At 41.8% G+C, this 25,517-nt stretch carries 27 protein-coding genes; 16 read left to right on the plus strand and 11 right to left on the minus strand.

The window, feature by feature from the left end:
- Positions 1 to 26: 26 nt before the first annotated feature.
- A complete protein-coding gene (locus BLQ57_RS03460; protein WP_087937868.1) occupies positions 27 to 1,484 on the plus strand; it encodes a pyridoxal phosphate-dependent decarboxylase family protein in 1,458 nt (485 codons plus the stop codon).
- 71 nt (positions 1,485 to 1,555) lie between these two features.
- On the plus strand, positions 1,556 to 2,002 hold the full coding sequence (locus BLQ57_RS03465) for an outer membrane insertion C- signal (RefSeq protein ID WP_087937867.1): 447 nt from the start codon (positions 1,556 to 1,558) through the stop codon (positions 2,000 to 2,002).
- A 39-nt stretch (positions 2,003 to 2,041) separates the two neighbouring features.
- Here BLQ57_RS03465 and BLQ57_RS03470 read toward each other — a convergent pair whose 3' ends face one another.
- From BLQ57_RS03470 to BLQ57_RS03515, 10 genes are all read right to left on the minus strand, one after another.
- On the minus strand, positions 2,042 to 4,444 hold the full coding sequence (locus tag BLQ57_RS03470; RefSeq protein ID WP_087937866.1) for a TonB-dependent receptor: 2,403 nt from the start codon (positions 4,442 to 4,444) through the stop codon (positions 2,042 to 2,044).
- A gap of 73 nt (positions 4,445 to 4,517) precedes the next feature.
- A complete protein-coding gene (locus BLQ57_RS03475) occupies positions 4,518 to 5,237 on the minus strand; it encodes a fatty acid desaturase (protein ID WP_087937865.1) in 720 nt (239 codons plus the stop codon).
- A gap of 16 nt (positions 5,238 to 5,253) precedes the next feature.
- Positions 5,254 to 6,099, minus strand: coding sequence for a 4-hydroxy-3-methylbut-2-enyl diphosphate reductase (locus BLQ57_RS03480; protein ID WP_087937864.1), 846 nt, complete (start codon positions 6,097 to 6,099; stop codon positions 5,254 to 5,256).
- 143 nt (positions 6,100 to 6,242) lie between these two features.
- Positions 6,243 to 6,950: a lycopene cyclase domain-containing protein gene (locus BLQ57_RS03485; protein ID WP_087937863.1), complete on the minus strand. Its 708-nt coding sequence runs from the start codon at positions 6,948 to 6,950 to the stop codon at positions 6,243 to 6,245.
- Entirely contained in the window at positions 6,950 to 7,792 is an 843-nt protein-coding gene (locus BLQ57_RS03490) for a phytoene/squalene synthase family protein (protein WP_087937862.1), read from the minus strand. The genes BLQ57_RS03485 and BLQ57_RS03490 overlap by 1 nt, the downstream gene beginning before the upstream one ends.
- 21 nt (positions 7,793 to 7,813) lie before the next feature.
- On the minus strand, positions 7,814 to 9,298 hold the full coding sequence (locus BLQ57_RS03495) for a phytoene desaturase family protein (RefSeq protein WP_087937861.1): 1,485 nt from the start codon (positions 9,296 to 9,298) through the stop codon (positions 7,814 to 7,816).
- 4 nt (positions 9,299 to 9,302) lie between these two features.
- A complete protein-coding gene (locus BLQ57_RS03500) occupies positions 9,303 to 9,815 on the minus strand; it encodes an RNA polymerase sigma factor (RefSeq protein WP_087937972.1) in 513 nt (170 codons plus the stop codon).
- Positions 9,816 to 10,009: 194 nt separating this feature from the next.
- The gene (locus BLQ57_RS03505; protein WP_087937860.1) at positions 10,010 to 10,906 is read right to left on the minus strand and encodes a MerR family transcriptional regulator; all 897 of its coding nucleotides are present in this window, start codon (positions 10,904 to 10,906) and stop codon (positions 10,010 to 10,012) included.
- Positions 10,903 to 11,349: a sterol desaturase family protein gene (locus BLQ57_RS03510; protein ID WP_087937859.1), complete on the minus strand. Its 447-nt coding sequence runs from the start codon at positions 11,347 to 11,349 to the stop codon at positions 10,903 to 10,905. The genes BLQ57_RS03505 and BLQ57_RS03510 overlap by 4 nt, the downstream gene beginning before the upstream one ends.
- A gap of 97 nt (positions 11,350 to 11,446) precedes the next feature.
- The gene (locus BLQ57_RS03515) at positions 11,447 to 12,112 is read right to left on the minus strand and encodes a carotenoid biosynthesis protein (RefSeq protein WP_087937858.1); all 666 of its coding nucleotides are present in this window, start codon (positions 12,110 to 12,112) and stop codon (positions 11,447 to 11,449) included.
- Between the two features lie 104 nt (positions 12,113 to 12,216).
- Between BLQ57_RS03515 and BLQ57_RS03520 the strand changes: the two genes are divergently transcribed.
- From BLQ57_RS03520 to BLQ57_RS03565, 10 genes are all read left to right on the plus strand, one after another.
- Positions 12,217 to 12,519 carry a DUF4286 family protein gene (locus BLQ57_RS03520; RefSeq protein ID WP_087937971.1) on the plus strand — a complete coding sequence of 101 codons (303 nt, stop codon included), beginning with the start codon at positions 12,217 to 12,219 and terminating at the stop codon, positions 12,517 to 12,519.
- Positions 12,520 to 12,521: 2 nt separating this feature from the next.
- Positions 12,522 to 12,986, plus strand: coding sequence for a TspO/MBR family protein (locus BLQ57_RS03525; protein ID WP_087937857.1), 465 nt, complete (start codon positions 12,522 to 12,524; stop codon positions 12,984 to 12,986).
- Between the two features lie 104 nt (positions 12,987 to 13,090).
- A complete protein-coding gene (locus BLQ57_RS03530) occupies positions 13,091 to 14,233 on the plus strand; it encodes a DUF4221 family protein (RefSeq protein ID WP_087937856.1) in 1,143 nt (380 codons plus the stop codon).
- A 5-nt stretch (positions 14,234 to 14,238) separates the two neighbouring features.
- Positions 14,239 to 15,390, plus strand: a complete 1,152-nt coding sequence (locus tag BLQ57_RS03535; protein ID WP_087937855.1) for a DUF4221 family protein — start codon at positions 14,239 to 14,241, stop codon at positions 15,388 to 15,390.
- A 9-nt stretch (positions 15,391 to 15,399) separates the two neighbouring features.
- The gene (locus BLQ57_RS03540) at positions 15,400 to 16,551 is read left to right on the plus strand and encodes a DUF4221 family protein (RefSeq protein WP_087937854.1); all 1,152 of its coding nucleotides are present in this window, start codon (positions 15,400 to 15,402) and stop codon (positions 16,549 to 16,551) included.
- 4 nt (positions 16,552 to 16,555) lie between these two features.
- Entirely contained in the window at positions 16,556 to 17,731 is a 1,176-nt protein-coding gene (locus tag BLQ57_RS03545; protein WP_087937853.1) for a DUF4221 family protein, read from the plus strand.
- Positions 17,732 to 17,735: 4 nt separating this feature from the next.
- The gene (locus BLQ57_RS03550; protein WP_087937852.1) at positions 17,736 to 17,981 is read left to right on the plus strand and encodes a hypothetical protein; all 246 of its coding nucleotides are present in this window, start codon (positions 17,736 to 17,738) and stop codon (positions 17,979 to 17,981) included.
- A complete protein-coding gene (locus BLQ57_RS03555) occupies positions 17,974 to 19,110 on the plus strand; it encodes a DUF4221 family protein (protein WP_087937851.1) in 1,137 nt (378 codons plus the stop codon). The genes BLQ57_RS03550 and BLQ57_RS03555 overlap by 8 nt, the downstream gene beginning before the upstream one ends.
- Before the next feature lie 5 nt (positions 19,111 to 19,115).
- Positions 19,116 to 20,249 carry a DUF4221 family protein gene (locus tag BLQ57_RS03560; protein WP_087937850.1) on the plus strand — a complete coding sequence of 378 codons (1,134 nt, stop codon included), beginning with the start codon at positions 19,116 to 19,118 and terminating at the stop codon, positions 20,247 to 20,249.
- Positions 20,242 to 21,396, plus strand: a complete 1,155-nt coding sequence (locus BLQ57_RS03565) for a DUF4221 family protein (RefSeq protein WP_087937849.1) — start codon at positions 20,242 to 20,244, stop codon at positions 21,394 to 21,396. Before BLQ57_RS03560 ends, BLQ57_RS03565 begins: the two co-directional genes overlap by 8 nt.
- 77 nt (positions 21,397 to 21,473) lie before the next feature.
- On the opposite strand, the gene BLQ57_RS21550 is transcribed toward BLQ57_RS03565, so the two are convergent.
- On the minus strand, positions 21,474 to 21,605 hold the full coding sequence (locus BLQ57_RS21550) for a hypothetical protein (RefSeq protein WP_262481070.1): 132 nt from the start codon (positions 21,603 to 21,605) through the stop codon (positions 21,474 to 21,476).
- Between the two features lie 93 nt (positions 21,606 to 21,698).
- On the opposite strand from BLQ57_RS21550, the gene BLQ57_RS21090 reads away from it, so the two are divergent.
- The 4 genes from BLQ57_RS21090 (at position 21,699) to BLQ57_RS03585 (ending at position 25,483) form a co-directional block, all read left to right on the plus strand.
- Positions 21,699 to 21,875: a hypothetical protein gene (locus BLQ57_RS21090; protein ID WP_169712696.1), complete on the plus strand. Its 177-nt coding sequence runs from the start codon at positions 21,699 to 21,701 to the stop codon at positions 21,873 to 21,875.
- Positions 21,876 to 21,878: 3 nt separating this feature from the next.
- Positions 21,879 to 22,475 carry a pseudouridine synthase gene (locus BLQ57_RS03575; RefSeq protein WP_087937847.1) on the plus strand — a complete coding sequence of 199 codons (597 nt, stop codon included), beginning with the start codon at positions 21,879 to 21,881 and terminating at the stop codon, positions 22,473 to 22,475.
- 353 nt (positions 22,476 to 22,828) lie between these two features.
- Complete coding sequence (locus BLQ57_RS03580) at positions 22,829 to 23,800, plus strand: AAA family ATPase (RefSeq protein ID WP_087937846.1); 972 nt, start codon at positions 22,829 to 22,831, stop codon at positions 23,798 to 23,800.
- 183 nt (positions 23,801 to 23,983) lie between these two features.
- The gene (locus tag BLQ57_RS03585) at positions 23,984 to 25,483 is read left to right on the plus strand and encodes a hypothetical protein (protein ID WP_087937845.1); all 1,500 of its coding nucleotides are present in this window, start codon (positions 23,984 to 23,986) and stop codon (positions 25,481 to 25,483) included.
- The last annotated feature ends 34 nt before the right edge of the window (positions 25,484 to 25,517 follow it).

Consider the following 25,517-nt stretch of genomic DNA (forward strand, 5'->3'; position numbering starts at 1 on the left):
AGACCAAAGCTAAGGCCATCAATAGCATGGAAAATAACGAAGACTTGACCCTAGACCCAGAAAATTGGGAAACTATGCGGGAACTTGGGCATCAAATGGTAGATGATCTCATCGACTATTGGAAATCCATTCGTGAACAAAAAATTTGGAAACCGATCCCGGAGGAAGTTAAAGAGTTCTTCGATACACCACTTCCAGAAAAGGGACAGGATCCGACAAAAATTTATGAGGAATTTAAGCAATACATTTTTCCCTACAATAAAGGAAATGTTCACCCTCGGTTTTTTGCCTGGATACAGGGGACAGGCACACCGCTAGGAAGCTTTGCGGACCTGCTTGCTTCCGGTATGAATCCCAACACGACCATCGGCGAGCATTCGGCCATGTACGTGGATCGCCAAGTCATCAACTGGTGCAAGGAACTCATGAATTATCCATCAGATGCCTCAGGAATATTGGTCAGTGGAGGATCTATGGCAAATATTACCGCATTGACGGTCGCAAGAAATTCATTCGGAGATCAGCAGATCCGAGCATCAGGTTTAAGAGATGTTGAAAATCGACTCGTTCTGTATTGCTCCACCGAGACGCATTCCTGCATCGATAAAGCAGCAGAAATCATCGGTTTGGGGGCTAAAGCTGTCCGGAAAATTCCTGTGAACGATAGCTATGAGATGCGACCTGAGCTTTTGGTCGAGCAAATCGAGAAAGATTTGAAAAGTGGATATTCCCCTTTTGCAATTGTAGGGACCTCTGGTACAGTCAATACTGGAGCCATAGATCCTCTGGAGGAGCTGAATCAGATTGCAAAAAAATATAAACTATGGTTTCATATAGATGGAGCCTATGGGGCACTAGCCAAGCTCGATCCTCGCTATTCATCGCGCCTCAAAGCTATAGAAGAAGCAGATAGTCTTGCTTTTGATTTGCACAAATGGCTCTATGTACCTTATGAAGTCGGCTGTACACTGATTCGGGATGCCAAAAAGCACCGTGCAGCTTTTGCCATCACGCCTAATTACCTGATACAAGAGAAAAGAGGACTTTCTGGTGGACTGGATTCCATCAATCATTATGGTTTTGAGCTGTCAAGAGGGTTCAAAGCACTTAAAGTATGGATGTCTCTCAAAGAACACGGAAGAGCAAAATACGCTCGGCTTATTACTCAAAATAATAATCAGGCTAAATATTTGGCCAAACTGGTTCAGCAACATACCGAACTTGAACTCACCGCGCCTGTCTCGATGAGTATTACCTGTTTTCGCATGATCAGGGAAGGTGGAGATGAAGCAAGCCTTCGAGAGCTCAATAGGGAGATTTTGCTACAGCTGCAGGAGCAGGGAATTGCTTCCCCAAGCTCCACTATATTACAGGGCCGCTATACTCTTCGGATAGCCAATGTCAATCATCGAACCCGCAAAGAAGATATGGACCTATTGGTCAATGAAGTCCTCAGAATTGGCCATGAGATCCTTAAAAAATAGCCTAAGACTACAAAAATGGCTCAATTTTGGTGGCTACGTTCAAGACTTTTAATTTATCTAATCAAAAAACTATGAATCTTAAAAAATTAATGTTGGCGGTGTTTTTTATGGGCACTTTTGCCATCCTAGAATCTCACGCACAAGAAGTTGGTTTACGTTTTGGAAATGTGAATGGCAACAATGTGGCGCTGGATGCGGTATTTTCCCTAGGGGAGTTTAGCCGGGTACATGGAGACTTGAGTTTTGGAAGAGGAGGAGTCGGTATCGACCTACTCTGGAACCCTATTTATAGACCCATTTCTGATACCGAGTTCAATTACTATTTGGGTGTAGGTCCTTCTTTATTTTTAGGGGATCCCTTTTCACTTGGCGCTGCGGGAGAAATTGGAGCTGAATACGAGTTTCCAGACTTCCCGCTAATCGTAGGGCTAGATTGGCGACCTTACTTTATCTTAGTGGAAAACACCACCTTTGATCCGGGAGGATTTGGATTAAACGTTCGCTGGAGATTAAACTAATCAAAAAAGGCTGGAAAATTTAATTCCAGCCTTTCATTTTTAAAACTCTATAATCAATCCTACTGTCGGCAAGATACTTCCGGCAGTGTTTTCTATTTCTCTCAGCAAATACCTCGAAGGATCAGCCGGATTTACCGCTATCGCCCCCTCAGCATTTCTTATCGGAACGAGAAGCGGTGGCTGTTGTGCTTCGAAATTATAGGCATTCTGAATGTCTACGTACCAGTTGAGATTCCAATTTTTGAAAAAATACTTCTTATCCAGTCTCAAATCTAGTTGGTGGAAGGCAGGGAGACGTATTGCATTGATTTGGCTAAAATCAAAGATCCCTTGATTTCTGACATCCCAATTACTAATCAAAGCTGACTCTTCCAAGTCAAATGGCGTGTAAGGAGTCCCTCCCAAGAACCTCCATCGAGCACCTATCTCCCAATTTTTACCAAATCGCTTACCCGCTGTCAGGCTCACAATAAAGCGATTGTCCCAAGAAGAGGGGACAAAGCCCTCCGTATTGGGATTGGTAAACTCACTGCGAACGAGTGTCAAGGAGGCAATCCCATAAAAATCTTTAAGTAGTCGCTGCTGTGCCAAAAACTCCAGGCCATAAGCTCTCCCTTCTGCATTGGACAAGACCGGCTCATTACCTATGACTCCAAAATCCGCTCCTAAATTGGCTAAGGCGATACCATTTCTGAGTGAAGTGGGATAATTGGAATAGCGCTTGTAAAAAGCCTCTGCCGTAAATCTCCTATTCTTATCCGGAACTTGCCATTCAATACCACCGATTAGTTGAGCATTACGGATAAAACGCACATTATTATCTTGATTGACCAAGTCTCCTTCATTGTTTCGGAATCCTAAAACCGTATAGGGTGGCTTTTGGTAATAAATTCCTGCATTAGCAGTTGCAAAAAGATTGGGCTTCAACTGATAGGAAGCCGAAAATCTAGGACTGATTTGGTTGAGAGGATTTTTTGCAGACTCCCCAAAATCAGCTCCATCCATCCGCACTCCTCCACTCAAAAGGAGTCGCTCTCCCTTCAGGTACTTGCTGGCTGAAAAAAAGGCTCCGTACAAATTGAAATTTGAAACGGCATTGATATCTATGACCTGACCTGCTCCGGATAAAGTCGCTCGGTCAAAATTGTCAATGAAGTATCTGCTGTACTCGTAATTTACCCCGTATTTTAGCGTATACCCACTACCGAAAATGGAGTTTTCTGCACGAAATTTATTTTCCGACTCTTGGGAGGTGTAGTCAAAAAGTAGATTTTGCTCTGTACTAGCATCATTATTAGCGTATTTGAAAGAGCGATTATTCAGCATATTTCTACTGAGTACAAAAGTCCAAAAGCCATTGTCCCGGAAGCGCTTAAGCTTGACACCTGTGGCATAATTCCACTGCTCCTGAATAGGCAAAACCCCTAAAAGATAAAGCCTGTTTTCACGCTCGTCCTCAGTTTCTTCATCAGGTACATCAAAGTTCAGCTTGAATTTATCAATCGCACCTACTCCAAGAAAAGTCAATTCTGTCTTATCGTTGATTTTGGTCACAGTCTTAAACTGAAAATCATTAAATGTAGGCAAGAAAGGCAGTCCGATAAGGCGAAAAAGCCCCTGCAAGTAGGATCTTCGGGCTGAAAAAATATACGAAGTTTTCTCACCAAGTGGCCCTTCATTAGATAGTGTCAATTCCGATGCTCCTACAGTAAGTTGGGTAAACATTTTATCTCTTCTTCCTTCTTTGAGACTGATTTCAAAGAAAGAGCTAAGCGCATCCATCCGGTTGGCAGGGAAGCCACCGGTGATGAGGTCTACATTCTTGATCAGGTTTACGTTCAAAATACCTACAGGACCTCCTGAGGAGCCTTGGGTGGCAAAGTGATTGATGACGGGAACTTCGATCTCATCGATAAAAAACTTGTTTTCATTAGGAGCTCCTCCGCGAATCAAAATATCATTTCTAAAACTAGGCGTACTTGCTACTCCGGGTAAAGCTTGAATTACACGTGAGATATCTCTATTCCCGCCAGGGTAACGTTCAATTTCATTGGCATTGAGCTTCCTTACGGAAAGTGGTGTCTCCTCGGACCTAGAAAACTCAGAACTTACCACCACCTCGCTCAATTCTGATGCATCCTCCATCAATTCAAAATCCAACTGAACCGGTCCGGCCTGCGTGACTTGAATTTCATATTGAGTTTGGGATTTGAACCCCACGAAGCTTGCCCGGACATTATACAGGCCAGGAGGGATATCTTTAATTTCATAATTGCCTTCCTCGTCAGTTATTGCCCCTAGTTCCGTTTCTAAAATTAGGATATTGGCATAGGCGACAGGGTCATTATTGACAGGGTTGAAAACTCTTCCGCGAATGATTCCTTGTGAAAAAGCATCCAAAACAAAAACGGTGAGTGATAAAAGAAGTAGTAGTTTTTTCATGGTAAAATGGGATAAACTTACAAATCAAAAAAGTCCTGAATAGTTTACTTTCTACCCGAAAAATTGACGAAAATCAATGATTTTCGACCGTTTGTTTCTCTTTTACCCTCCAAAGCCTCCACCACGGCGTACCCGGAGAGTCATGATGCTCGAAGTGATACCCAAAGAAATAGCAGCTAAGGAAAGCCCACAAGTGATTTTTTGACTGGGAGTGTGAGTGATGTGCATTTTGACTTTCGCCTCTGTGCGGCAGGTAGGTGCCAAAGTAAAATAGCTGCAAAGTCGAGAGAATAGCGGGCGCCATCCAAAAAACAATCAGGTTTTCGGTTGGGATAAAAAGTTTCAAAATATTGAAAGTCACAGCCATCAACAAAATCTGCCAAATAGTAACGTACTGACGAATGAAGGATAAATACCAAATCAGGAATTTTCCGGAGGCATGATAATCAGGGTCTTGATCGGTGGCTACATGGCGATGGTGCTCGTGATGCTTGGGAAAAAGCTTCCAATAGAAATTGTATGAAAATAAGATCGCGGCTATCCAGCCTGTGACATGATTAATTCTCTTATGGGAGGACACTACCCCATGCATGGCATCGTGTGCAGTGATGAATAGCCCGGTATAAAGGTGCGTTTGAATCAAGACTCCAAGATAGATCAGTGGATTGGACCAATTGATCTCAAGCGATAAGAGTAGGGCTAAACTCAAAAACCATAAAAAAATAATGGCCCATGCGATCAAGAGACCCTTGGGATCGATAGTTTTAGAAAATAATCTTTGTGTTGACTTCATCGGCTTGTCGCCTTTTTTAGAAGGTCAAAATCCGCTCTCTCACCTGCTCCATTAGCCACATCGGAGTGGAAGTGGCTCCACAAATGCCTACCGAATCATTTTGATCAAACCACGAACTTTCGATCTGATCAGGATTGGAGACAAAATGAGTGTTTGGATTTTTTTCCTTACAGACATTGTAGAGAACCTTTCCATTGGAGGATTTGGTTCCGCTTACAAAAATGATCTTGTCAAACTTATCCGCAAAATCTCTGAGTTCTTTGTCCCGGTTAGAAACTTGACGACAGATGGTATCATTGGTGTTTACGGTGATGCCGTTTTGCCGCAAAATCTCATTGATTTCATAGAACTTGTCTGTACTCTTGGTCGTCTGAGAGTAGAGCGTGATATTTTTGGGGAGAGAGGGTAGGTCTAATTCGGAAATATCTTGAAAGACAACTGCTTTATTGCTCGTCTGTCCCAAAAGCCCGATCACTTCAGCATGACCGTGTTTGCCATAAATGTAAATGGTCTCATCCTTGTCAAAGGAATTTTTAATTCGGTTTTGAAGCTTCAGCACTACAGGACAGGAAGCATCTATTAAGGTGAGATTATTATTTATTGCCAACTCATAGGTAGAGGGTGGTTCGCCATGTGCACGGATCAGGACTTTTTCATTTTTTAGCGAAAAAAGCTCGCTATGATCGATGATTTTCAGCCCTTTTCTTGTCAGTCGATTGACTTCTTCGTCATTATGTACGATGTCGCCTAGACAATAGAGATAGCCCTGCTCTTCTAAAATCTCCTCTGCCATCTCAATGGCATAGACTACCCCAAAGCAGAAGCCGGAATGATTATCAATTTCAACTCGGAGATTTTTCATGGTTTATCAATCAAATTTTATTGGCCAAATCACTCGTCATCCAAAGGCCCAAATCGCTTTTGCAGACTTCAGAGTTGAATTTTCTTCCAATCCTTTTTGGAGTTTTGTTCGACAATAGATTTCTGCTCGATTTTATAGCCATATTAACTAGTGAGTGATTGAATTGTTTTTGGTCTCCTGATCCACTCAAAGATGGAAACATTCATTAATAATAAGGTCATCGAGTAAATGCTGTCTTCTATTGGGACGGTCCAGATTCGGATTCCGAGATTTTCAGCATTGTTGTAGATGACCACAGGTTCTTCTGTCACACCTCCCGTTAGTACGCCATTGGCTAGAAAGAAGGGAATCAAATGAACCAAATAGGCAAATAGAAATCTGCCCATCAATCGGTCCTTGAACAGCAGAAAATGTATAAGCAACATCCCAGCTCCTACGAAGAAATTAACCGATGTATACCATTTATCCAAATTCAGCACTGCCAATAGGATCAATGCAGGGATCATGATGAAAACAAAAGGCTTTCCTAAAGATCGAAAATAATCCTGCGGAAAGAAATAGATCAAAACCTCGTAAATAAACACACAGGCGAAAGGTACTGTCAAGAAGAATAGCCACTCTTCTAGTGGCAGTTCGAAGAAATAAATACCCAGGATATATCTCGGGTTAAATTCCCAGACGCCCATCACCGTAAACCAATGATCCCAAATCAGGAAAAACAGGCCTGTAATAGCTATGGCTGGGAACAGCGCATACCATTTACTTGCATAGCGAATCCGGCTTTCAAAGGACCTCACCAAGGGAAAAGAGATGGTCAATAAATTGACCGCTAAATACAGATACTTTTCCATCAGCTAATCCCCAGTTTGGCACCAAAATAGGTTCCGAGTAAAAGAGATATTTTTCTGGCATTTGGAATCCTAATTCGCTCTTGGGTAATAGTCTCCGCAGGCAAGCCCTTGATTTTGTCAAATAACTTCTGATAGTAGAGATAAGCTACCTTGACTCCCAGTTTTGCGCCAACAGGAAGCTGATCTATTCCAATCAACGAATCATCGAAATCCTGCTGAATATCTTTCTCGATTTGTTCTTTAATTTGCTTGTCAAAGAGCTTGTAATCCACTCCCGGGAAATAAACTCTCCCGCGCTCCTCAAAATCACTTTTGATATCTCTCAGAAAATTGACCTTCTGAAATGCCGCCCCTAGTTTACATGCCGGGGATTTTAATTTTTCATACATCGCTTTGTCTCCCTCACAAAAGACTTTGAGACACATCAAACCTACTACCTCGGCGGAGCCATAAATGTATTCGTGATAGCGGGAATCGTTGTATGTTTTGAAATCCAAATCCATCTCCATACTATGAAGAAAAGCCTCAATCAATTCGACCTCTATTTGGTAGGCATTGACGATTAGCTGAAAGGCATGCAGTACCGGATTTAACGATATACCTGCATCAATAGCCTCATAGGTATCTTTTTTGAATCGCTGCAATAAACCAGCTTTGTCCTGATCGTGGAAAGTGTCAACTATTTCATCAGCATAGCGAACAAAGCCGTAAATGGCGTAAATGGGCAGGTGAAATTTTTTGTCAAGCGTTTTGATCCCGAGCGTAAAGCTTGTGCTGTAGCGCTGAGTAATCAATCGACTACACTCCAGCGTGGTTTGATCAAAAAGGTGTTTAGCGTCCATTGCTATAATATACCCATTTATTTACAGATTGTTTTCTTTCATCACTTCTTTGGCCACTACTCCACCTGAAATTAATGATGGAGGCACGCCCGGTCCAGGCACGGTCAGCTGACCAGTGTAATAAAGGTTTTTCACTTTCTTATTTTTCAATGAAGGCTTTAAAATCGCTGTCTGCAAAAGTGTATTGGCTAATCCGTAAGCGTTTCCTTTGTAAGCATGGTAGTCCGATTTAAAGTCAGCATGTGCATAGGATCGCTTATAGATGACTTTTGACCTTACTTCTTGTCCTGTAATGCGCTCTAGACGCTCCATAATGATGTCGTAATATTTCTCTCGCATCTCCTCCGTATCCTCCAAGTCAGGAGCTAGAGGGATCAAAAGAAACATGTTTTCTTTTCCCTCAGGAGCTACAGTAGGGTCTGTCATGGAAGGCACGGAAGCATAAAAGAGTGGTTTTTCGGGCCACCTTGGATTTTTATAAATCGCATCTGCATGAGGACCGAGCGGCTCGTCAAAAAATAAATTATGATGTCTTAGATTTTTCAATTTGCTGTCTATACCTAGGTAAAACAGCAAACTTGAAGGAGCCATCACACGCTTGTCCCAGTACTCTTCAGTGTAATTGCTGTATTTTGGATTGACTAGGTGCTTGTCCACATGATGGTAGTCGGCCCCTGCCACCACGACATCTGCCTCAATTTTTTCGCCAGAAACCAAGCGGACACGTTTAGCTTGGCCGTTTTCAATTTCGATTTCTTCTACTTCTGCTCCGCAGCGTATTTTTACGCCTTTTTCTTCTGCAAGAGAAACCATCCCACGGATAATTTCATGCATGCCATTCATGGGGTACCATGTGCCTAGAGCGATGTCTGCGTAATTCATCAAAGAATACAGTGCTGGAATATTTTCGGCAGTTTCTCCCAAAAATAGCACAGGAAACTCCATCAAACGGATGATTTGCTCGGATTTAAAAAACTTCCTTACATGCTTGGACATGGACTGGAAAATATCCATTCGGACCATATCAACCAACAGTCCCGGAGAAGCAAACTCCAAGAGTGAGCGACTTGGTCTGGTCACTAGGTCATGAATTCCGACTTCGTATTTGTATTTGGCTTGGGCCAAAAACTTATCCAATTGAACACCCGCCCCCGGTTCTATTTTGTTTAGCATCGCTTTGAACTCATCCAAGTTAGCGGGGATATCCAACGTCTCCTTTTCGCCGTAAATCACGGCATAGGACGGATCGAGGCGAATCAAATTATAATAATCGGATGGTTTTTTGCCGAATTTAGCAAAGTAGGTTTCAAATACATCCGGCATCCAATACCAACTAGGACCCATATCAAAAACAAACCCCTGGTGCTCAAACTTCCTCGCTCGACCTCCTGGGGTTTCATTCTTTTCTAAAAGGGTAACTAAGCAACTTGTATCGTTTGCCAAATGTGTAGCTGCGGAGAGTCCAGCAAAACCGGACCCGATGACTACCACGTGCTTTTGACTCATTTGATCAATTTTTGTGCTGATATACTGCCAAGTCCTCCTTGAGCAGCTTTCTGGCAATATGGATTCTATTCTTCACAGTTCCAATCGGAATTTGTAACTTATCTGCTATTTCATGATACTTAAAGCCTTTGAAGTGCATCATAAACGGTGTTTTGTACACATCATCTAACTTGGCAATAGCAGTCTGAACATCATCCATGGTAAAATTACCATAGGCGCCATTTTCGATTAAAGTATCACTCGAATTGATGTAGTGAAGATTATCAGTAGTATCTACAAAAGTCCCTCTTCTCACCATTCGCTGATAATTGGTGATAAAAGTATTCTTCATAATGGTATAAAGCCATGCTTTGAGGTTAGTACCTTCTGTAAACTTATCTCTATTGGTGAAGGCTTTCACCATAGTATCTTGCAAAAGATCATTTGCATCATCCATATCTCTGGTGAGTTTCAGTGCAAATGGCTTGAGTGAGCTTGAAAGCTTGTGTAGTGAGTAACTGAATTCTAGAGTTGTCATGGTAGCTGTTGCTTTTTGTTTAATCAAACTTAGCAATGATTAAACAATCTGCAAAACTTTTGTTGAAATAATTTTCAAAAATATTAAACAAAAATTTAAAAAAGCCCCTCAAGGCCTGAAATGGGCATTTTGGAAAATAAAAAAAGCATTCCGATAAGAATGCTTTTGTTTAATATTACTAATGTTTCCCTAAACTATTTCTCTTGAGGGACTCTCTCCATCTCCTCTAAGAGATCTTTGATAGCCCTGATGTAATTGAGTTGTACCACGTTGGCGGGAAACTTCAAGTCTTGCCCGATGACCTGATAGCCAGTCACCAAAATAGTTGAGTTGCTAAACCGCTCCGATAATCCATTGATATATTCTTGAGCATATTCAGCACTTGGCGAAGTCGTAATGATTGTAAGGAGATATTCAGGCTCATGAAGTTTGTAGACAGACAGTAAATCATCATTCGGAGTGCTTTGACCTAGGTAGATGACTTTATGCCCATTGCTTTTAATCAGATAGGCAGCAAAAAGCAAGGAAATCTCATGCAGCTCTCCTTCCGGAAGAAACAATAAAAACTTTTTACCCCCACCATTAACTACTTGTCCATCGATAGCTACAATTAATTTTTGGCGTACGAGATTGGAGATAAAGTGCTCTTGGGCAGGGTTGATAGCCCCGGTCTGCCACAGCACTCCAATCTTGGACATAAATGGATATATAATATTGAGCATGGTCTGCTCAAATCCCAATTTCAAAATGTTGGAAGACAAAATCTTATCAAAACGCTCCTCATCCATCTCAATCATACAAATGGTTAAGGCATGTATCTGATCGTCATGCGTCAATGAGCGCTCAGTCAGTTTCATCACCTCATCTTTCATTTCCACAGCATCCATTGATGCTATTTTGCTGATCTTAAACCCATTATCATTGAGCAGGGCAACATTCAAAATCAGTTTTAAATCAGCATCATCATAATACCGAATATTTGTATCGGTACGCTTGGGACAAAGCAGACTATATCTCTGCTCCCATATACGAAGGGTGTGGGCCTTAATTCCCGACAATTGCTCTAGATCCTTGATTGAATAGGTGCTCACTTTTTCTTTTCTTTAAAATACTCCTTGGGTACAACAAATAAGCCAAATGAAACTGCATCATCCTTTTGATTCGTACGATGATGCGCCTGATGTGCTCTAAATATTCCTTTTAGAAAGGAATTTTTTGGTCTGTCAAACCACTTCAAACGACGGTGAACCAAAACATCATGTAAGAAGAAATACAAAATTCCATACAAACTGATGCCTACTCCCATCCAAAAGCGATAGTCCAATTCCTCTATTCCCAGAAAAATCAACACAATTGCCACACTTCCAAAGAGCAAAGAAAATAAGTCATTCAGCTCAAAGAAAGACTTGGAAGGTTGATGATGCGTCTTGTGAATCATCCACAAAGGCCCATGCATCAAATACTTATGAATAAACCAGCCAGAAAATTCCATTAGGATAAATCCCAGCGCGATAAAACCTATTGCTTTAATCATCACAGAAACAACCAGATAGTATTCAATTTGTTATAAGCATTTGGACGCCAAATTGTTTAAATTTTTCATAAGGTAAGCTTATGATATCTATAAGTCATTAAGGTAGTACAGTTATATTTAAAATCGCAAAGAAAAGAATAAGTGCCATTAATAGCCAAATCGCCAGCGGATTCTCTTTTTCAAAATTGGCCTTCCTGTATATTAGATGAATCAAAAAGGACACTCCAAACCAACCTAGAAAGTTGGTCCATGGAATCACATCAAACTTCCAATACCAGAAATCCAAGGCCACAGCCACCGGCTCAATCAGGTAATCTATGGCTGTCATGGCTGTAGCGCCCAAAAAAGCCGCATAGTAATCATTGGGGATTTTTCGAAATGCCTCTCCCGTCGTATAGATCAAAATAAACCAATTTACTCCTATTACTATCGGGACTTCCCAGAGCTTTGGGCCCAAAGTAGGACCATATACATAGTCACCAAATAAAATCCCAGTATGTATTCCTACAATTTCTGCCCCAAATCCAATCCAGAAAGCCAAAGCCGCCACCACAGGAAAGGACTCATTCCAACCTCGATGAAAAAGCAAGAGCAAAATCAAGGAGCTTAACAATTGTACAGGCGTCAAGGCTAAAAACCAATCTCGATACTCAGGGAGGCTTAATCCTACAATCCCCACAGCGTGCAAAATCACCACCACCGCTCGGGCAATCTGTAATCGTAGGTTGTATGAGGAGGATCGTTGAGGAGCAACTTGGTGCATGGTAGAGTCTTTGGGCGGGTAATTGAAATTTTAAGTTTGGGATTCCTAACTTTGGATTTCCAAAAATGTTAATAAAAAAAGAAATTTCTACCCAAATCAACGATATGATTCTCTACAACGTCACCATTAACGTCGCGCCTGATATAGAAAAAGACTTTCTCGAATGGATGAGAGGCACGCATATTCCTGAAGTAATGGCCACTGGTATTTTTACAGAGCACAAGTTTTGTCGACTTATTCATCAGTCCGATGATGGCAGTACCAACTACGCCATCCAATATTTTACCGAAAGCATGGCCAAAATGCAGGAATATGAAAGTAAGCATGCTGCGGCCCTAAGGGCCAAAACTCAAGAACGCTACAAGGAAAAAGCACTGGCTTTTCGTACTTTACTCGAAATCCTCTAAAAATGCCCAATTGGCTCAAATTGGTAATCAGTCTAATTCTACCCCAGCTCGTAGGCGGTACAGGAGCACTGTTTACGATCACCTCCATCAATAGCTGGTACCAAACCATTAAAAAGCCTTTCTTTAATCCCCCCGGTTGGATATTTGGCCCGGTCTGGACCATACTCTATGTGATGATGGGGATTGCCTGCTACCTGATTTGGAAAAGCGGTCACCCTCAGAAAAGGCCGCTACTGACGCTCTATTTTGTGCAGTTGGGACTGAATGGGCTTTGGTCGCCGGTATTTTTTGGGATGGAGTCTCCCATTTTGGGATTGGTAGTGATTGTTCCGCTTTTGGTTTCGGTTTTTCTCTGCGTCAAAAAGTTTAAACTAGTATCCCCCTGGGCTTCAGGTTTGATGATTCCCTATTTGGCTTGGGTAAGCTTTGCCACAGTGCTGAATTTTTCCATTTGGTGGCTGAATTGAGGGAGTCAATCCATCATTGACCATTTTTTTACGGATTTAACATTGTTTCACTAGGTTTAAAGCTTGAGAAATTTAGTTTTGCTAAATAATCTCAAAGTTTTTCAATGAAAAATGCCATTTTCTCTTTGACTTTCCTGATATTTTTTTCCTGTACGGAATCAAATCAGAAAGGCGGTTCAGCCAATATTCTTTCTGACTTTAGTCTAAGCATAGACAGCCTGGTGATCGACTCGGGAGAAGAAATATTTGTTCCCGATATGGTCTATCCCCAAACTCCCAGTGCGGACGGAAAGCGGATTTTTTCCTTTTATGAGACCGATTTTGAGATTTTCGAATTTTCGCTGGAGGAAATGAAATTGCTAAAGCGTCATCCTTTTGAGCGGGAAGGACCCAATGGTATCAAAGGTTGGGTCAGTTATTTGCAGGCCCTTCCCGGCGATGAATTGATGCTATTTGACCAAGTCACTCCGAATATTTTTTCTTTGGATGGGCAAAAGCTCAAAACCTATGATTTGGATTTTGCTGAGCTGATCGATTTTCAAGCTGAGGATCAGTTTATGGTTCCAAACTACCTACACATCACTCCCGAAAAATCCCATTTCCTTTCCCTTCCGATGGAATTTGGCAAACCTGTCGAGGGACTTGCGGTAATTGATATTGAAAATAAGAGCGGCAAAGTCCACAAACTACCGGCTTTTGACTTGACCAGCGAATATCAAGTGGTATTCAGGCAGGGAAACTCAGCCTCTTTTTTCGGTGATGCCATTCGCCTCCAATGGCTCAATGGGCAGTTTATCCTATTTAGTGGGTCCATAGCGGATAGTTATACCTACGACTACAAAAGCGATTCTTTGAAGCTGATGACCTTTTCCCATCAACTGGTCGAAAACAAAAAAACGGGAGACTTCCCTAATGAAGTGGACTCCCGAGAGCGACAGCAGGAAGTCGTAAACCAAATTAGAAAGCAAATTACCTTTGACCGATTCTACTGGGATGAAAGCCGAAACCTGTATTTCCGCTTTGGGACCAAAAACTACCAGGTTTCACCAGATGGAAGTGAACGTAAAGCAGACTGCTACCTTTTTGCATACGACGAAAATCTCCAACTCATTGGGGAAAAGTTGATCCCCGAACTCAAAAAAATCCCGTATGAAGGCTATTTCTACAAAGGAGAATTTTATTCCTATTGGCCCATTGGTGATCAGGGAGGCTTTGTTCGATTTAGATTTGACTTGGAAACAGAATAATTAATATGAAATACTTCACCCCAATTTTACTCTCCCTTCTCTTTTTTGCCTGCGAAAGCAAAACTCAAAATGCTGAAAACAGCAAAGCATCTACCTATACCGAAAACCAACTCGAAAACCTTCAAGTAAGCTTAGATACCGTCAAAGTGGATGTAGGGGAAGAACTGGTGATGCCCGGTGCGTACTATGGCTTTGGATTGAGTGAAGACACCCAATCTATCTTTTTCTCAGAAAGCCAAAGTTCTGAGGTCCATGAGATCGATCTGGGGGAGATGAAACTGCTTCGACGGATACCTTTCGAAAAGGACGGGCCTAACAGGGCTCCTGATTTTGTGGAAAGTTTTGATGTACTGCGAGGAAATGAATTTATGTTAGCCAATTATGCCATTCAGGGGATCTACAATGAGCAAGCAGAAAAAATCCTAGACCTCAAGCTCCAAGCCGAGGAATACGATGGGATTGATAAGTCACTGGGAGGCTTACACTCTTCCCTAGTGGTGAGTCCGGACAAGAAAAAAGCGTTTTCCCTACCTGCTATCTTTGGAGATTTTACCGATGGCTTGGCTGTTTTGGATTTGGAAAATAAAACTGGAGACTTGCTCAAGCTCCCTGCCTTAGACCTAACCCAAAACTTCCGAGTTACCTTCTCCCAAAATGGTGGAATGACCACTTCGGGAGATATGATTCGCATGCAAAAAATAAAAAATCAGCTTGTCATATATTCCGGGAGCACAGCCGACATCTATCTGTATGATATGCCTACAGACTCCTTGAGGCGGATCAAGTTTGGTCATCAACTGGTGGATAACAACAAAACAGGAACCTTCAAAACGCAGGTAGAATCTCATGAGGAGAGAGTGAAGGTATCCGGGGAGATTCGAAAGCAAATCACTTTCTATGGATTCAATTGGGACGAAAGCAGGCAGCAGTATTTCCGTTTTGGGGCGAAGGAAAATGGAGTTCGGGAGACGGGAGAAGCATTACCAGCAGCTATTTTCCTATTTAGTTATGATCGCAACTTCAATCTTTTGGGAGAGAAAAGAGTGGAAAAGCTACCCAATATCTTTTTCAATAGCTTTTTCTATAATGGCAAGCTGTACAATTATAGACCAGTGGATGAAGACCCCGGCTTTGTGATAATGACTCTAAACTATTAATTGAAAACCATGAAAAAACTCCTTTTACCTGTCCTTTTTGCCGCTGTGGCCTTTTCTTGTGGTGATGGAAGCGAATCCGCTGATACAGGCTCAGGCAATGTTTTGGAAGACTTTTCTTTTACCGTGGACACCGTGGTCGTCGATCCTGGGGAGGAGATTATCAATCTATCCAGAGGTATCCGAAGCAGCGACTTAGATGAGAACAAGACCCACTTGTATCTTTTTGATCCAGCCACCACAAAGATCAATAAGATCAGCTTGGAACAGCTGAAATTGGTAGACCAGATTCCTTTTGAAAAAGAAGGGCCAAATGGAGTGGGAGAATTCCTGTCCACCGTCAAGCTTTTGTCAGAAGAGCGCTTTCTTTTAGGTGGCTTCCGAAATACTGGAATCTATTCCAAATCAGGAGAAAAAATCCGTGACTTGACTTTGAAACCAGAAGAATTGGATGTGGAGGGATTGGAAGAGGGGATTGGGTTTTCGCTGAGTAATTCCATGAGACTTACCCCGGATGAAAGCCATATTCTTTCACTCCCGGGGGATTTTATGGAAGGAACCCGTCAACTTGCCCGAATAAACTTAGAAGAAAAAAATGGAAAGCTCATTCAAATTCCCGGGCTCGACAAATCCACCGAATACCGGATACTCCTTCAATCCGATCAGGCAATGTCCATTTTTGCAGACCCTACCCATTTTCAGGAGTTTTTTGGAACATACTTCCTCTCAGCCGGAGCCACCAATTCGGTTTATTTATTTGATTACAAAACAGATTCCTTAGAACTACGCACATTTAACTTCACCGTCACTCCTAACGAGAAAGAAATTCCTGTCCAGGGAAAGGTTTCTTCTCCAGAGGAATTTCAATCAGAAATGGAGAAAGCAGTGACCCAGATCATGTTTGAAAAGTTGCTTTTTGATGATCAAAATGAGCGTTTCTACCGCTTTGGAAGAATCATGGAACCGAAAATTGATGAGGAAACACCGAGAACATCAGATGTTTTTCTGTTTGCTTTTGACAAAGAACTTAACCTCATCGGTGAAACGGCCATTCCCGAATTGGATGCCATTCCGGCTGAGGCCTTCTTCAAAGACGGCAAACTCTGGTCCTATGTCAATGTTGATGATGAGTTAGGCTTTGCGGTGTTTGATTTTGACTTTTAGAAGGATGAAAAAACTGTTCTTATTTCTGACAATTTCAGTTTTTGCATCCTGCGGAAAAAAACTTACCTCTGAGAATGAGGCGCAATCAAATCACTCTTCTAATGTATTAGAAAATTTATCTTTCCAGGTAGATACTTTGCTCGTAGATTCTGGAGAGGAGCTATTTAACTTGAAAGATTTATCCACTTTTGGAAAACAAAACTATTTCTCAGTTTCACAATCTGAAGATTCACTGTATTTCTTTGATCGCCACCGGCTTATACTTCATGAAATCGACTTAAACTCTTTAAAATTAATTAGCAATTATCCCTTTGAACTAGAAGGACCCGATGGAATTGGACGATTTGTTTACACCTTTAAATCGCTTCCGAATAAGCAGTTTTATGCAAGGGATTTATTCGGAAGCAGTTGGTTTTATTCTAAAGAAGGAAGGAAACTTACTAAGATTGAAATTAATTCAGAAGAATTAGTTAAAGGGACCAACCTAGAGTCTTTTAGTATTTCCAATCAACAAATTCTTGATTTTAAAAGGGAAAAGCTTTACTCCTTACCTAGAAGTTTTAAGAGCAAGGAATTATATTTTGCGGTCATGGATTCCATGGGTGCGTCGGGAAGAATTTTGAAAATCCCTGAATTAGAAAAGACCTTCAACTATAGTGTAACACTGAATGGGAACGGAGATGGAGGTGAAAGCACAGGGGAGCTGCTATTTCTTCAACAACCCAATGAACTGGTTTTGATTTCGTCCACATTAAGCAGCGCAATATATGTCTACGATCCGAAAGATGACAGCCTGTTTTTCAAGGAGTTTCCTCATGAATTAACTCCATTAGGTAAAGATATTGAAGTAAAAAATGAGGTGTTCAGCCGTGAGGAATTCCAAGCCGAGTTAGATAAACTACATACTCAAATTGACTTCTGGGATTTCTATTGGGATAAAAAAACCCAGCGCTATTATCGATTCGCCAAGAAAGGCCTTCCTTTAGTCAATCGTGATTCACCAAAGAAATTTGAGCATTTCATGTTTGCCTATGACAAGAACCTTACTCTTCTAGGAGAAACCAAACTAGAAGGACTTACGGAATTACCCATTGGTGGATTCTTCAAAGACGGCAAGCTTTGGTCCTATGTTAATGTGGAGGACGAGCTGGGATTTGCAGTGTTTGATTTTAAATTTTAGAAGGATGAATAAAAACCTTCTACTATTCTTGATTCCGGTTCTCGCTGCTTGTAGCTCACCTGAGCAGACCGAAAAGGGAGAAAACCCAGCATTCACTTTTGACTATAAGCTCGATACAGTAAAAGTCAAGACAGGAGATCTCCTCCTTGCCGTAGATGGTGGATTGTCAGAAATGGCATGCTGCATAAAGGGGTTAAGCAAGAGGATGAACTTTCCTTTAAAAGACTCAAACCAACAATTTTATGACTAAATATTTACCACTATTATTTGCGGCTACGGTCATCTTCTCATGCTCCCAATCTTCAGAAACAATTGAAGAACCCAATTTTTCTATAGCAATGGATACCGTTCAAGTGGACTCAAAAGGTGAGATTCTCTTTTTGAATTATTTCCTCAACATTTCTACGCTAGACTCTTCTCAAAAGCATCTTTACAACTTCAATGCTATGAATTATACTTTGGAGAAAGTCAACATGGAAACCCTGAGTCTTGACTCAATGATTCAGCTAGAAAGAGAAGGTCCAAACGGGATAGGTAGTTTCCTGAATACAATTATCTCATTAGAAGATGGAGGTTTTCTTTTTTCTAACTCTTACACCCTCACTTACTTGGATGCTGAGGGAAATAGAACTAGACAAATCACACTCGGCAGAGAACCATTTATTCAAGACTTGCTTCCTGCAGGTAAAAGTATAAACCCACAGTCCAATGGTATTTCAGAGGATGGAAAATTCATGGCTGGATTATATGGCAATGATGGGCTTGAAAATGATCCTGATGGAGTTGTTTGGTTTGACCTTTTTACCAATAGTGGAAAAATATTTCCAACCGATGCATTTGACTTCATCACTGAAAACAACTTGTCTTTGGAAATTGATGGAAAGCTTCAAGGGGGATTTTCTGAAGCCTTGTTTTTTGAACCACAAGAAGATAAAATTATCATTTCTTCAACTTCCAGAAACAGTCTAATGATCTTTGATCTGGCTTTGGATTCTTTGAGAATCATTAACTACAATAGCCAATTCACAAATAACTCGTCCAAGCCTCTAGAGGCTGTGACTGTTTCAGATATAGAAGAGTTTGACAAGTTGAGAGAAGAGCAGCTGAGGGACGTAACTTTTGGCCCCTGGGAATTGGATCAAAAAACAGGTTATCGATGGAGGTTTTCCAAAGAAATGGATCGGATTGTTGGAGAAGATAGCGTGATCTTCAAAACTGTAGTGACGGCAATTGATCAGGATTTTGACTTGATAGGTGAGGCGCTTCTTCCAGAAAATTTTGTTTTCCCTTTTAGCTTCCGAATCCGGGAAGGAACGCCCTATGTATTTCTAAATCAGAATGACGAACTGGCCTTTATTCGATTAAAACCCAACTTTTAACCTCAATGAAAAGATTACTTTCACTTCTCGCGCTTGCCCTTCTTGTTTCTTGTTCAGAATCCGAAAGGCAGGGAAACACCGGAATCAATTTCTCATACACCATCGACACCCTGCAGGTCGATCCGGGAGAGCATTTGATCTTTATTTCGAGATACATGAGCACTTCATCCGTTTCCAAAGACCAAAAATGGCTCTACAATCTCAATGTCAGCACTCCTGAGATGGAATATATCGACCTGGAAAATTTAAGATTTGATCGGGCTGTGCCTCTGGAAAAGGAGGGACCAGAGGGAATCGGCACTTCAGTTTCTGATATACATGTCTCGGATCAAGGCGAGTTTTTCTTTATCGGCTATCGCTCACTGGTCAAGGCGGATGCTCAACTCGAAAACTTCCAGCGATACCAACTTCAGGCAGATCAATTTAAAGGAGATAGTCTTGGAGAAGCCGAAGGGTTTGATTTTGGTTATACCATTTCCCAAGATGGGAAAAAGCTTTTGGGCACCTATTCCAAGCAAAAGTTTAATGGCCCTACTCGTGGCTTGGCTATTGTCGACTTGGAGTCCATGACTTTGAAGACAGTTCCGATCCCTGAACTCGAATCACTAGTCGATTTCAACATCAGTCTATTCGGCGGAAACGGAAACCCCCGCATGAGTACCATCGAGCGGGTTTGGGTCAAAGAATTTGACGGGAAAATCTATTTGAGCAACACGGCAAGAAATGAGGCCTTTATCTATGATCCGGAGCTGGATTCTTTAGTGCATAAGCAGTTTGAAGCCACGCTTACCGCAAATGCCAGAAAAGGGCTCTATACCAAAAGCACCAATAGTGATGAGGAAATGAATAAGGCATGGGAAGAAAAAAACAAAGAGGTTCAGTTTCAGGAACTCTTTTATGATCCGACTTATGAAAAATTTTGGCGGGTTAGCACTGATTTGGATCGAATGATTGGTGATTCTGCTGTCATCAAAAAAGTTCTGACCCTATTTGATCGAGACCTCAACCAATTACACGAAGAGCAAATCAAATTTAATATATCCGGGAGCTTGTCCTATTTCAAGGAAGGCAATCTCCACACCTTTATCAACCTGGAAGACGAATTGGGATTCCTATTAATCAAACCAACTTATGAATAACTTCAAAGCACTTATTTTTTTGGTGATTGCGGGAGCGATCGCCTGCAGCAGCCCGAAAAATGAAAAGAACGGTAACTCCGACATGGAAATCTCCTACGAAATTGACACGGTGATGGTCGACGCGGGAGATCATTTCTTCTTTGTTCGCTTTGGTCTAGGGATGTCCGATGTGGATAAAAGCAGGAAACTGCTTTATAACTTCAACAATCAGGACATGAAGATGGAAATCATCGATTTGGAAAGCCTGAGCTTGAAAGAAGTTCGTGAATACGAAAAAGAAGGACCCAATGGCATAGGAGGAGGATTTATCATGCGCGTCCAAGTGCTTCCAGATGAAAGTGTGCTATTTTATGACTTTGTAGGTATACATCATGTCGCTAAGTCAGGTGAAAAGGTCACTACGTACAAATTGGGCGAAATCGAATGGGAGGGAGATAGCCTGTCGGAAGAAGAGCAAATCGACGTTTCCAGTTTGGCTACGAAAGACGGTAAAACCTTCTATGGTTTTTATGGAGCTCAAGGCTTCGACAGCAAAACCGAGGGTATCGCCCAATTCAATGTAGTAGACAAATCACTTAAGCTTTTGCCCTCTGATTTTCTAGAGTTCATCTCAGCCTATGACATCAGTCTTCAAATGGATGGCGGCGGGATGGCAAAGTCTGGGGAGCGAAAATCTATAAGCATTACCGATGAAAAAGTACTCATCATGACAAGCGCTAAGAATCAACTCTGGCAGTGGGACTTGGAGCTAGATAGCTTAGTCAGTTATCCCTATGAAAGCCAATTGACCTCCAATAGCAAAAAAGGAAATTATCCGGTGCAAGCGGGTTCCATGGAGGAATTTAGAGCTGCAATCACCGAGAAAAATAAGGAAGTCAATTTTGGTATGTTGGTCCATGCTCCCGATCAAGATAAGTTTTGGAGATATCATAGGGAAATGGAACGTATGACTGCAGGAGATACGATTATTTACAAGAATGTATTGACTGCTTTTGACGTGGAATTGAATCAATTGGGGGAAAAAGCCCTACCTGAAAAATTCAAAAATACCGATCCTGTCTTTTACCTGGATGGAATGCTTTGGCAGTTTCTAAATATTGATGATGAAGTGGCTTTTGTACGGGTGAAGCCAACAATTTCGGAGTAGTTAATCATGAGAGTTATCTTCTCACTGCCTTTTTCCAAAGCACACAGCCTGATGTTTCATATGTTTATAATTTGAGTTTAATAGGTCACTACCTGTCCCGAACTTGATTCGGGAGAATCTCGCATGGTTGCCCCGATAGAAGGGGCATACCAGTGTGTGACGGGTACGTTATGCTCGATTTCATCTTGCTCATTTTCAATTGGAACCATTTTTGTCCTTAATTTTTCCATAGTCCTTGGGAACTTCATTCCTTTTATTGCTATTTTCAACAACCAATCACTGTAACCCTAAAACCACGTTTTATGAGCGAAGTACAACTGAAAGAACTCGAATTACAGATTGCCGAACTCAAAGGCAAATTGACCGGAGACATGTTTCAAGATATGGATGTACGTGATCAGATCCACAATCTCGAGATGAAACTCAAAGGGGTAAAGCCTATGGACTCTAGTATCGATTGTATAGGCTGCGGAAGTTAAGTTTTGGCACAGTACTTTATTATTTACAAGCCCTACGGGGTTTTGAGCCAATTTAGCGGAGAGGGGCAGACACTTGCCTCTCTTTTTCATTTTCCCAAAACCGTCTATCCAGTAGGCAGATTGGACAAGGACAGCGAGGGACTACTCATCATTAGCGATGACAAATGGCTCAATAATCAACTCCTAAACCCGAGGTTTGGTCACGAAAGAAGCTATCTCGCCCAAGTAGAGGGTATTCCAGATCAAGAAGCCTTGAGTAGTCTTCAAAAGGGTGTAGAAATCAATGTGGATGGAAAAATGTATCGCACCAAACCTGCTTTGGCAAAAATCCCGGAAGTCATCCCTGCCTTGCCGGATCGAGACCCTCCTATTCGCTTTCGTAAAAATGTGCCTGATACCTGGATTAGCCTGACTTTGATTGAAGGGAAAAATAGGCAAGTTCGCAAAATGACTGCAGCAGTCGGACATCCGACCTTGCGCTTGGTTCGATGGTCGATTGCGAGATTGACGATTGAAGATTTTCAGATAGGGGAAGTAAGAGAGCTGGATCAGGATGAAATTTACAAGCTATTGGGCCTGAGTGGTTTTCGGAAGAAATAAAGTAAAGAGTTTGGGGGTCCAAGGCTACCAGCGGTGCCTAAGTCTGATGACTATGAACCAAAAGAGCAGGATAAATCTTTATGAACCCTCCGAGGGAATGGTCTTACCTTTGTTTCAGTTTTTGAACTCCGAAATACAGAAATTTATTAAGGTCCCTCTGAAGGTTCTATCCTTTCAATCCCAAAAAACCTTTGCGTTGTCGCGTCTTTACGGGAGATTACCCGCCTGGCTATCCATCTTAAAAAATCCTAAAAAACCACCTGACATTCGGTCAAAACCGCTTCTAAGAATTAAGATTGTGATCGGGATAAAATATCCTATTTTAGACGGATTAAAAGCAAACCAAACGCTCCATGCATCAGGAAAAAATCGCAGCCGTAGTAGAAGAGGTCAGAAAAGTAGTCGTAGGACAAGAACGAATGGTCAATCGCCTATTGATAGGGCTTTTTACCAATGGACATATTTTGCTGGAAGGTGTTCCTGGTTTGGCAAAGACATTAACTGTCAATACCCTAGCCAAAGTCCTTCATTTGGATTTTAACAGGATTCAGTTTACGCCGGATTTGCTTCCTTCGGATCTGATCGGTACGATGATTTACAATCAGCAGAATGGAGATTTTGAAGTGAAGAAAGGGCCCATTTTCGCGAATTTGATATTGGCGGATGAGGTCAACCGATCTCCGGCCAAGGTACAATCTGCCCTTTTGGAGGCCATGCAAGAGAAGCAGGTGACCATCGGTGAGACGACATATCCACTGGATAGGCCATTTTTGGTTTTAGCTACACAAAACCCGGTAGATCAAGAAGGAACCTATCCATTACCCGAGGCTCAAGTGGATAGATTTATGATGAAAGTACATATCCAATATCCGAGCAAGGCAGATGAAATGGAAGTTATGCGCCGAATGGCAAATATGTCTTTCAATTCGGAAGTGAATGCGATCCTTTCTAAGCAAGATATTTTTGACATCCGTAATCAAATCAATGAGATCAAAATCGCCGAACCTCTTGAGGAATACATCATCGAGTTGGTATTTGCGACTCGTTTCCCAGAGCAGTACGGTTTGAAAAATGAAGCCAAGTATATTCAGTTTGGTGTGTCACCCCGGGCTAGTATCAATTTAAACTTGGCTTCCAAAGCAGTAGCCTACCTTGAAGGCAGAGATTATGTGCTTCCTGAGGATATCAAAGAGATCGCAGAAGATGTCTTGAATCACCGAATAATATTGAATTACGAAGCGGAAGCAGACAATATCAATACACGAGATCTGGTAAAAATTCTCTTGGAGAAAGTTCCGATTAATAAGTCGGTAACATTGAAATAACATGAAAAACCTGAAATTGAGGCTTTCTGCGAGGAAAGCCTTTTTTTATGTCAATTTTGTTAATTCAGTATTAAATTCTGTATTCATTTTTAAAAAAAGCATAATTCGAATAATTCTCTTGTGGTAGAAAATTGAGTCAGTTTTGTATCGTCAAAAAGGCAAAACCATAATTCAATTAATACCATGAAAAAGTTTAATTACCTATTTCTCCTTTTCGCAGCCATCACCATTGGCTTCACGAGCTGTGGAGAAGATGAAACTCCTAACAATGGAGTGACCATTTCAGGAATCCCTGCCACGGCCACTATTGAGGCAGGAGGCACATTAGGTCCTGTGACTGCTACAGCTACTGCACCTGATGGATTGGCCCAGTTGACCATCACCAAAGACGGCGCAAATTTCGCTACTATTCCTTTGACAGGGACGACTGCTTCTCAAGAGTTTTCCTACGATGCTCTTCCAGAAGATGCTGGTAAAAGCATTGTTTTTGTATTTACTGTAACAGACACTGACGGAGATCAGGCTACTGCTACTCATGTATTGAATGTGGGTGCTGAAGCTACTGTAATCCGAGTGGAATCTAATATCACTTCCAACCAAACTTGGGAATCAGGTAAAACCTACATCCTAGGAGGAAGAATTGTAGTGGAAGATGGTGCTACCCTTACTATAGAAGAAGGCGTAGTCGTGAAAGGTGAGGTAGGAACAGGCGCTAACGCTACTGCTCTGATCATAGCTAGAGGAGGAAAATTGAATGCAAACGGAACGGCTACTGCTCCGATTATTTTTACATCTATCGCTGATGAAATCGAGCCAGGTCAGATCGCTTCTCCAAACCTTGATCCAGATCTTTCTGGTCTTTGGGGTGGCTTAATCGTCCTAGGTAGAGCTCCTTCTTCTTTTGCCGGTGATGTATCTGAAATCCAAATTGAAGGAATCCCAGCTTCTGATACTAATGGACTTTACGGAGGTAATATTGCAGATGATGATTCTGGATCCATTACTTATATCTCTATCCGTCACGGAGGTGCTAATATCGGTGAAGGTAACGAAATCAACGGTTTGACCCTTGGTGGTGTAGGTTCTGCTACTGTCATTGAAAATGTAGAGGTGATCGCTAACCAAGATGATGGAATCGAGTGGTTTGGTGGAACAGTAAACGTGACCAATGCACTTGTTTGGAATTCTGGCGATGATGCTTTGGATACTGATCAGGCTTGGTCTGGTACTATGGATAACTTCATCTTGATCTGTGGATCTGAAACAGATCATGCACTTGAAATTGACGGGCCAGAAGGTTCTTTCAATGCTGCTCACACTGTGATCAACGGTTCTGTGAAAGGTCATCCTGCTTCTGAGCTTGGAGACTTCAGAGATGGAGCAAGAGGTGCTTTTGAAAACATCTACTTCTTCGGATTCTCTAGCCCAGCTGACACAGACGGTAGAGGAGATTTCTCTATCAGTGGTGATAAGACTGTTGCCACATTTGCTGAAGGTGCATTGACCTTCGCTAACCTAGAGATCACACTAGCTGAAGGTACTTCACTAACTGATGTATTCCGAGGTGGAACAGATGTTCATGCGACAGCAGTAGCAGCAGGTGCCAATACTGTAGGTGCTGACAAGTCAGTATTTGCAACTTGGTCTTGGGCTGATGTAGCTGGACAATTAGCTGATTTCTAATTACGATTTTAACCTTATAAAAGGAAGGAAGGTC

This window comes from Algoriphagus faecimaris, from assembly GCF_900101705.1.
Lineage (GTDB): Bacteria > Bacteroidota > Bacteroidia > Cytophagales > Cyclobacteriaceae > Algoriphagus > Algoriphagus faecimaris.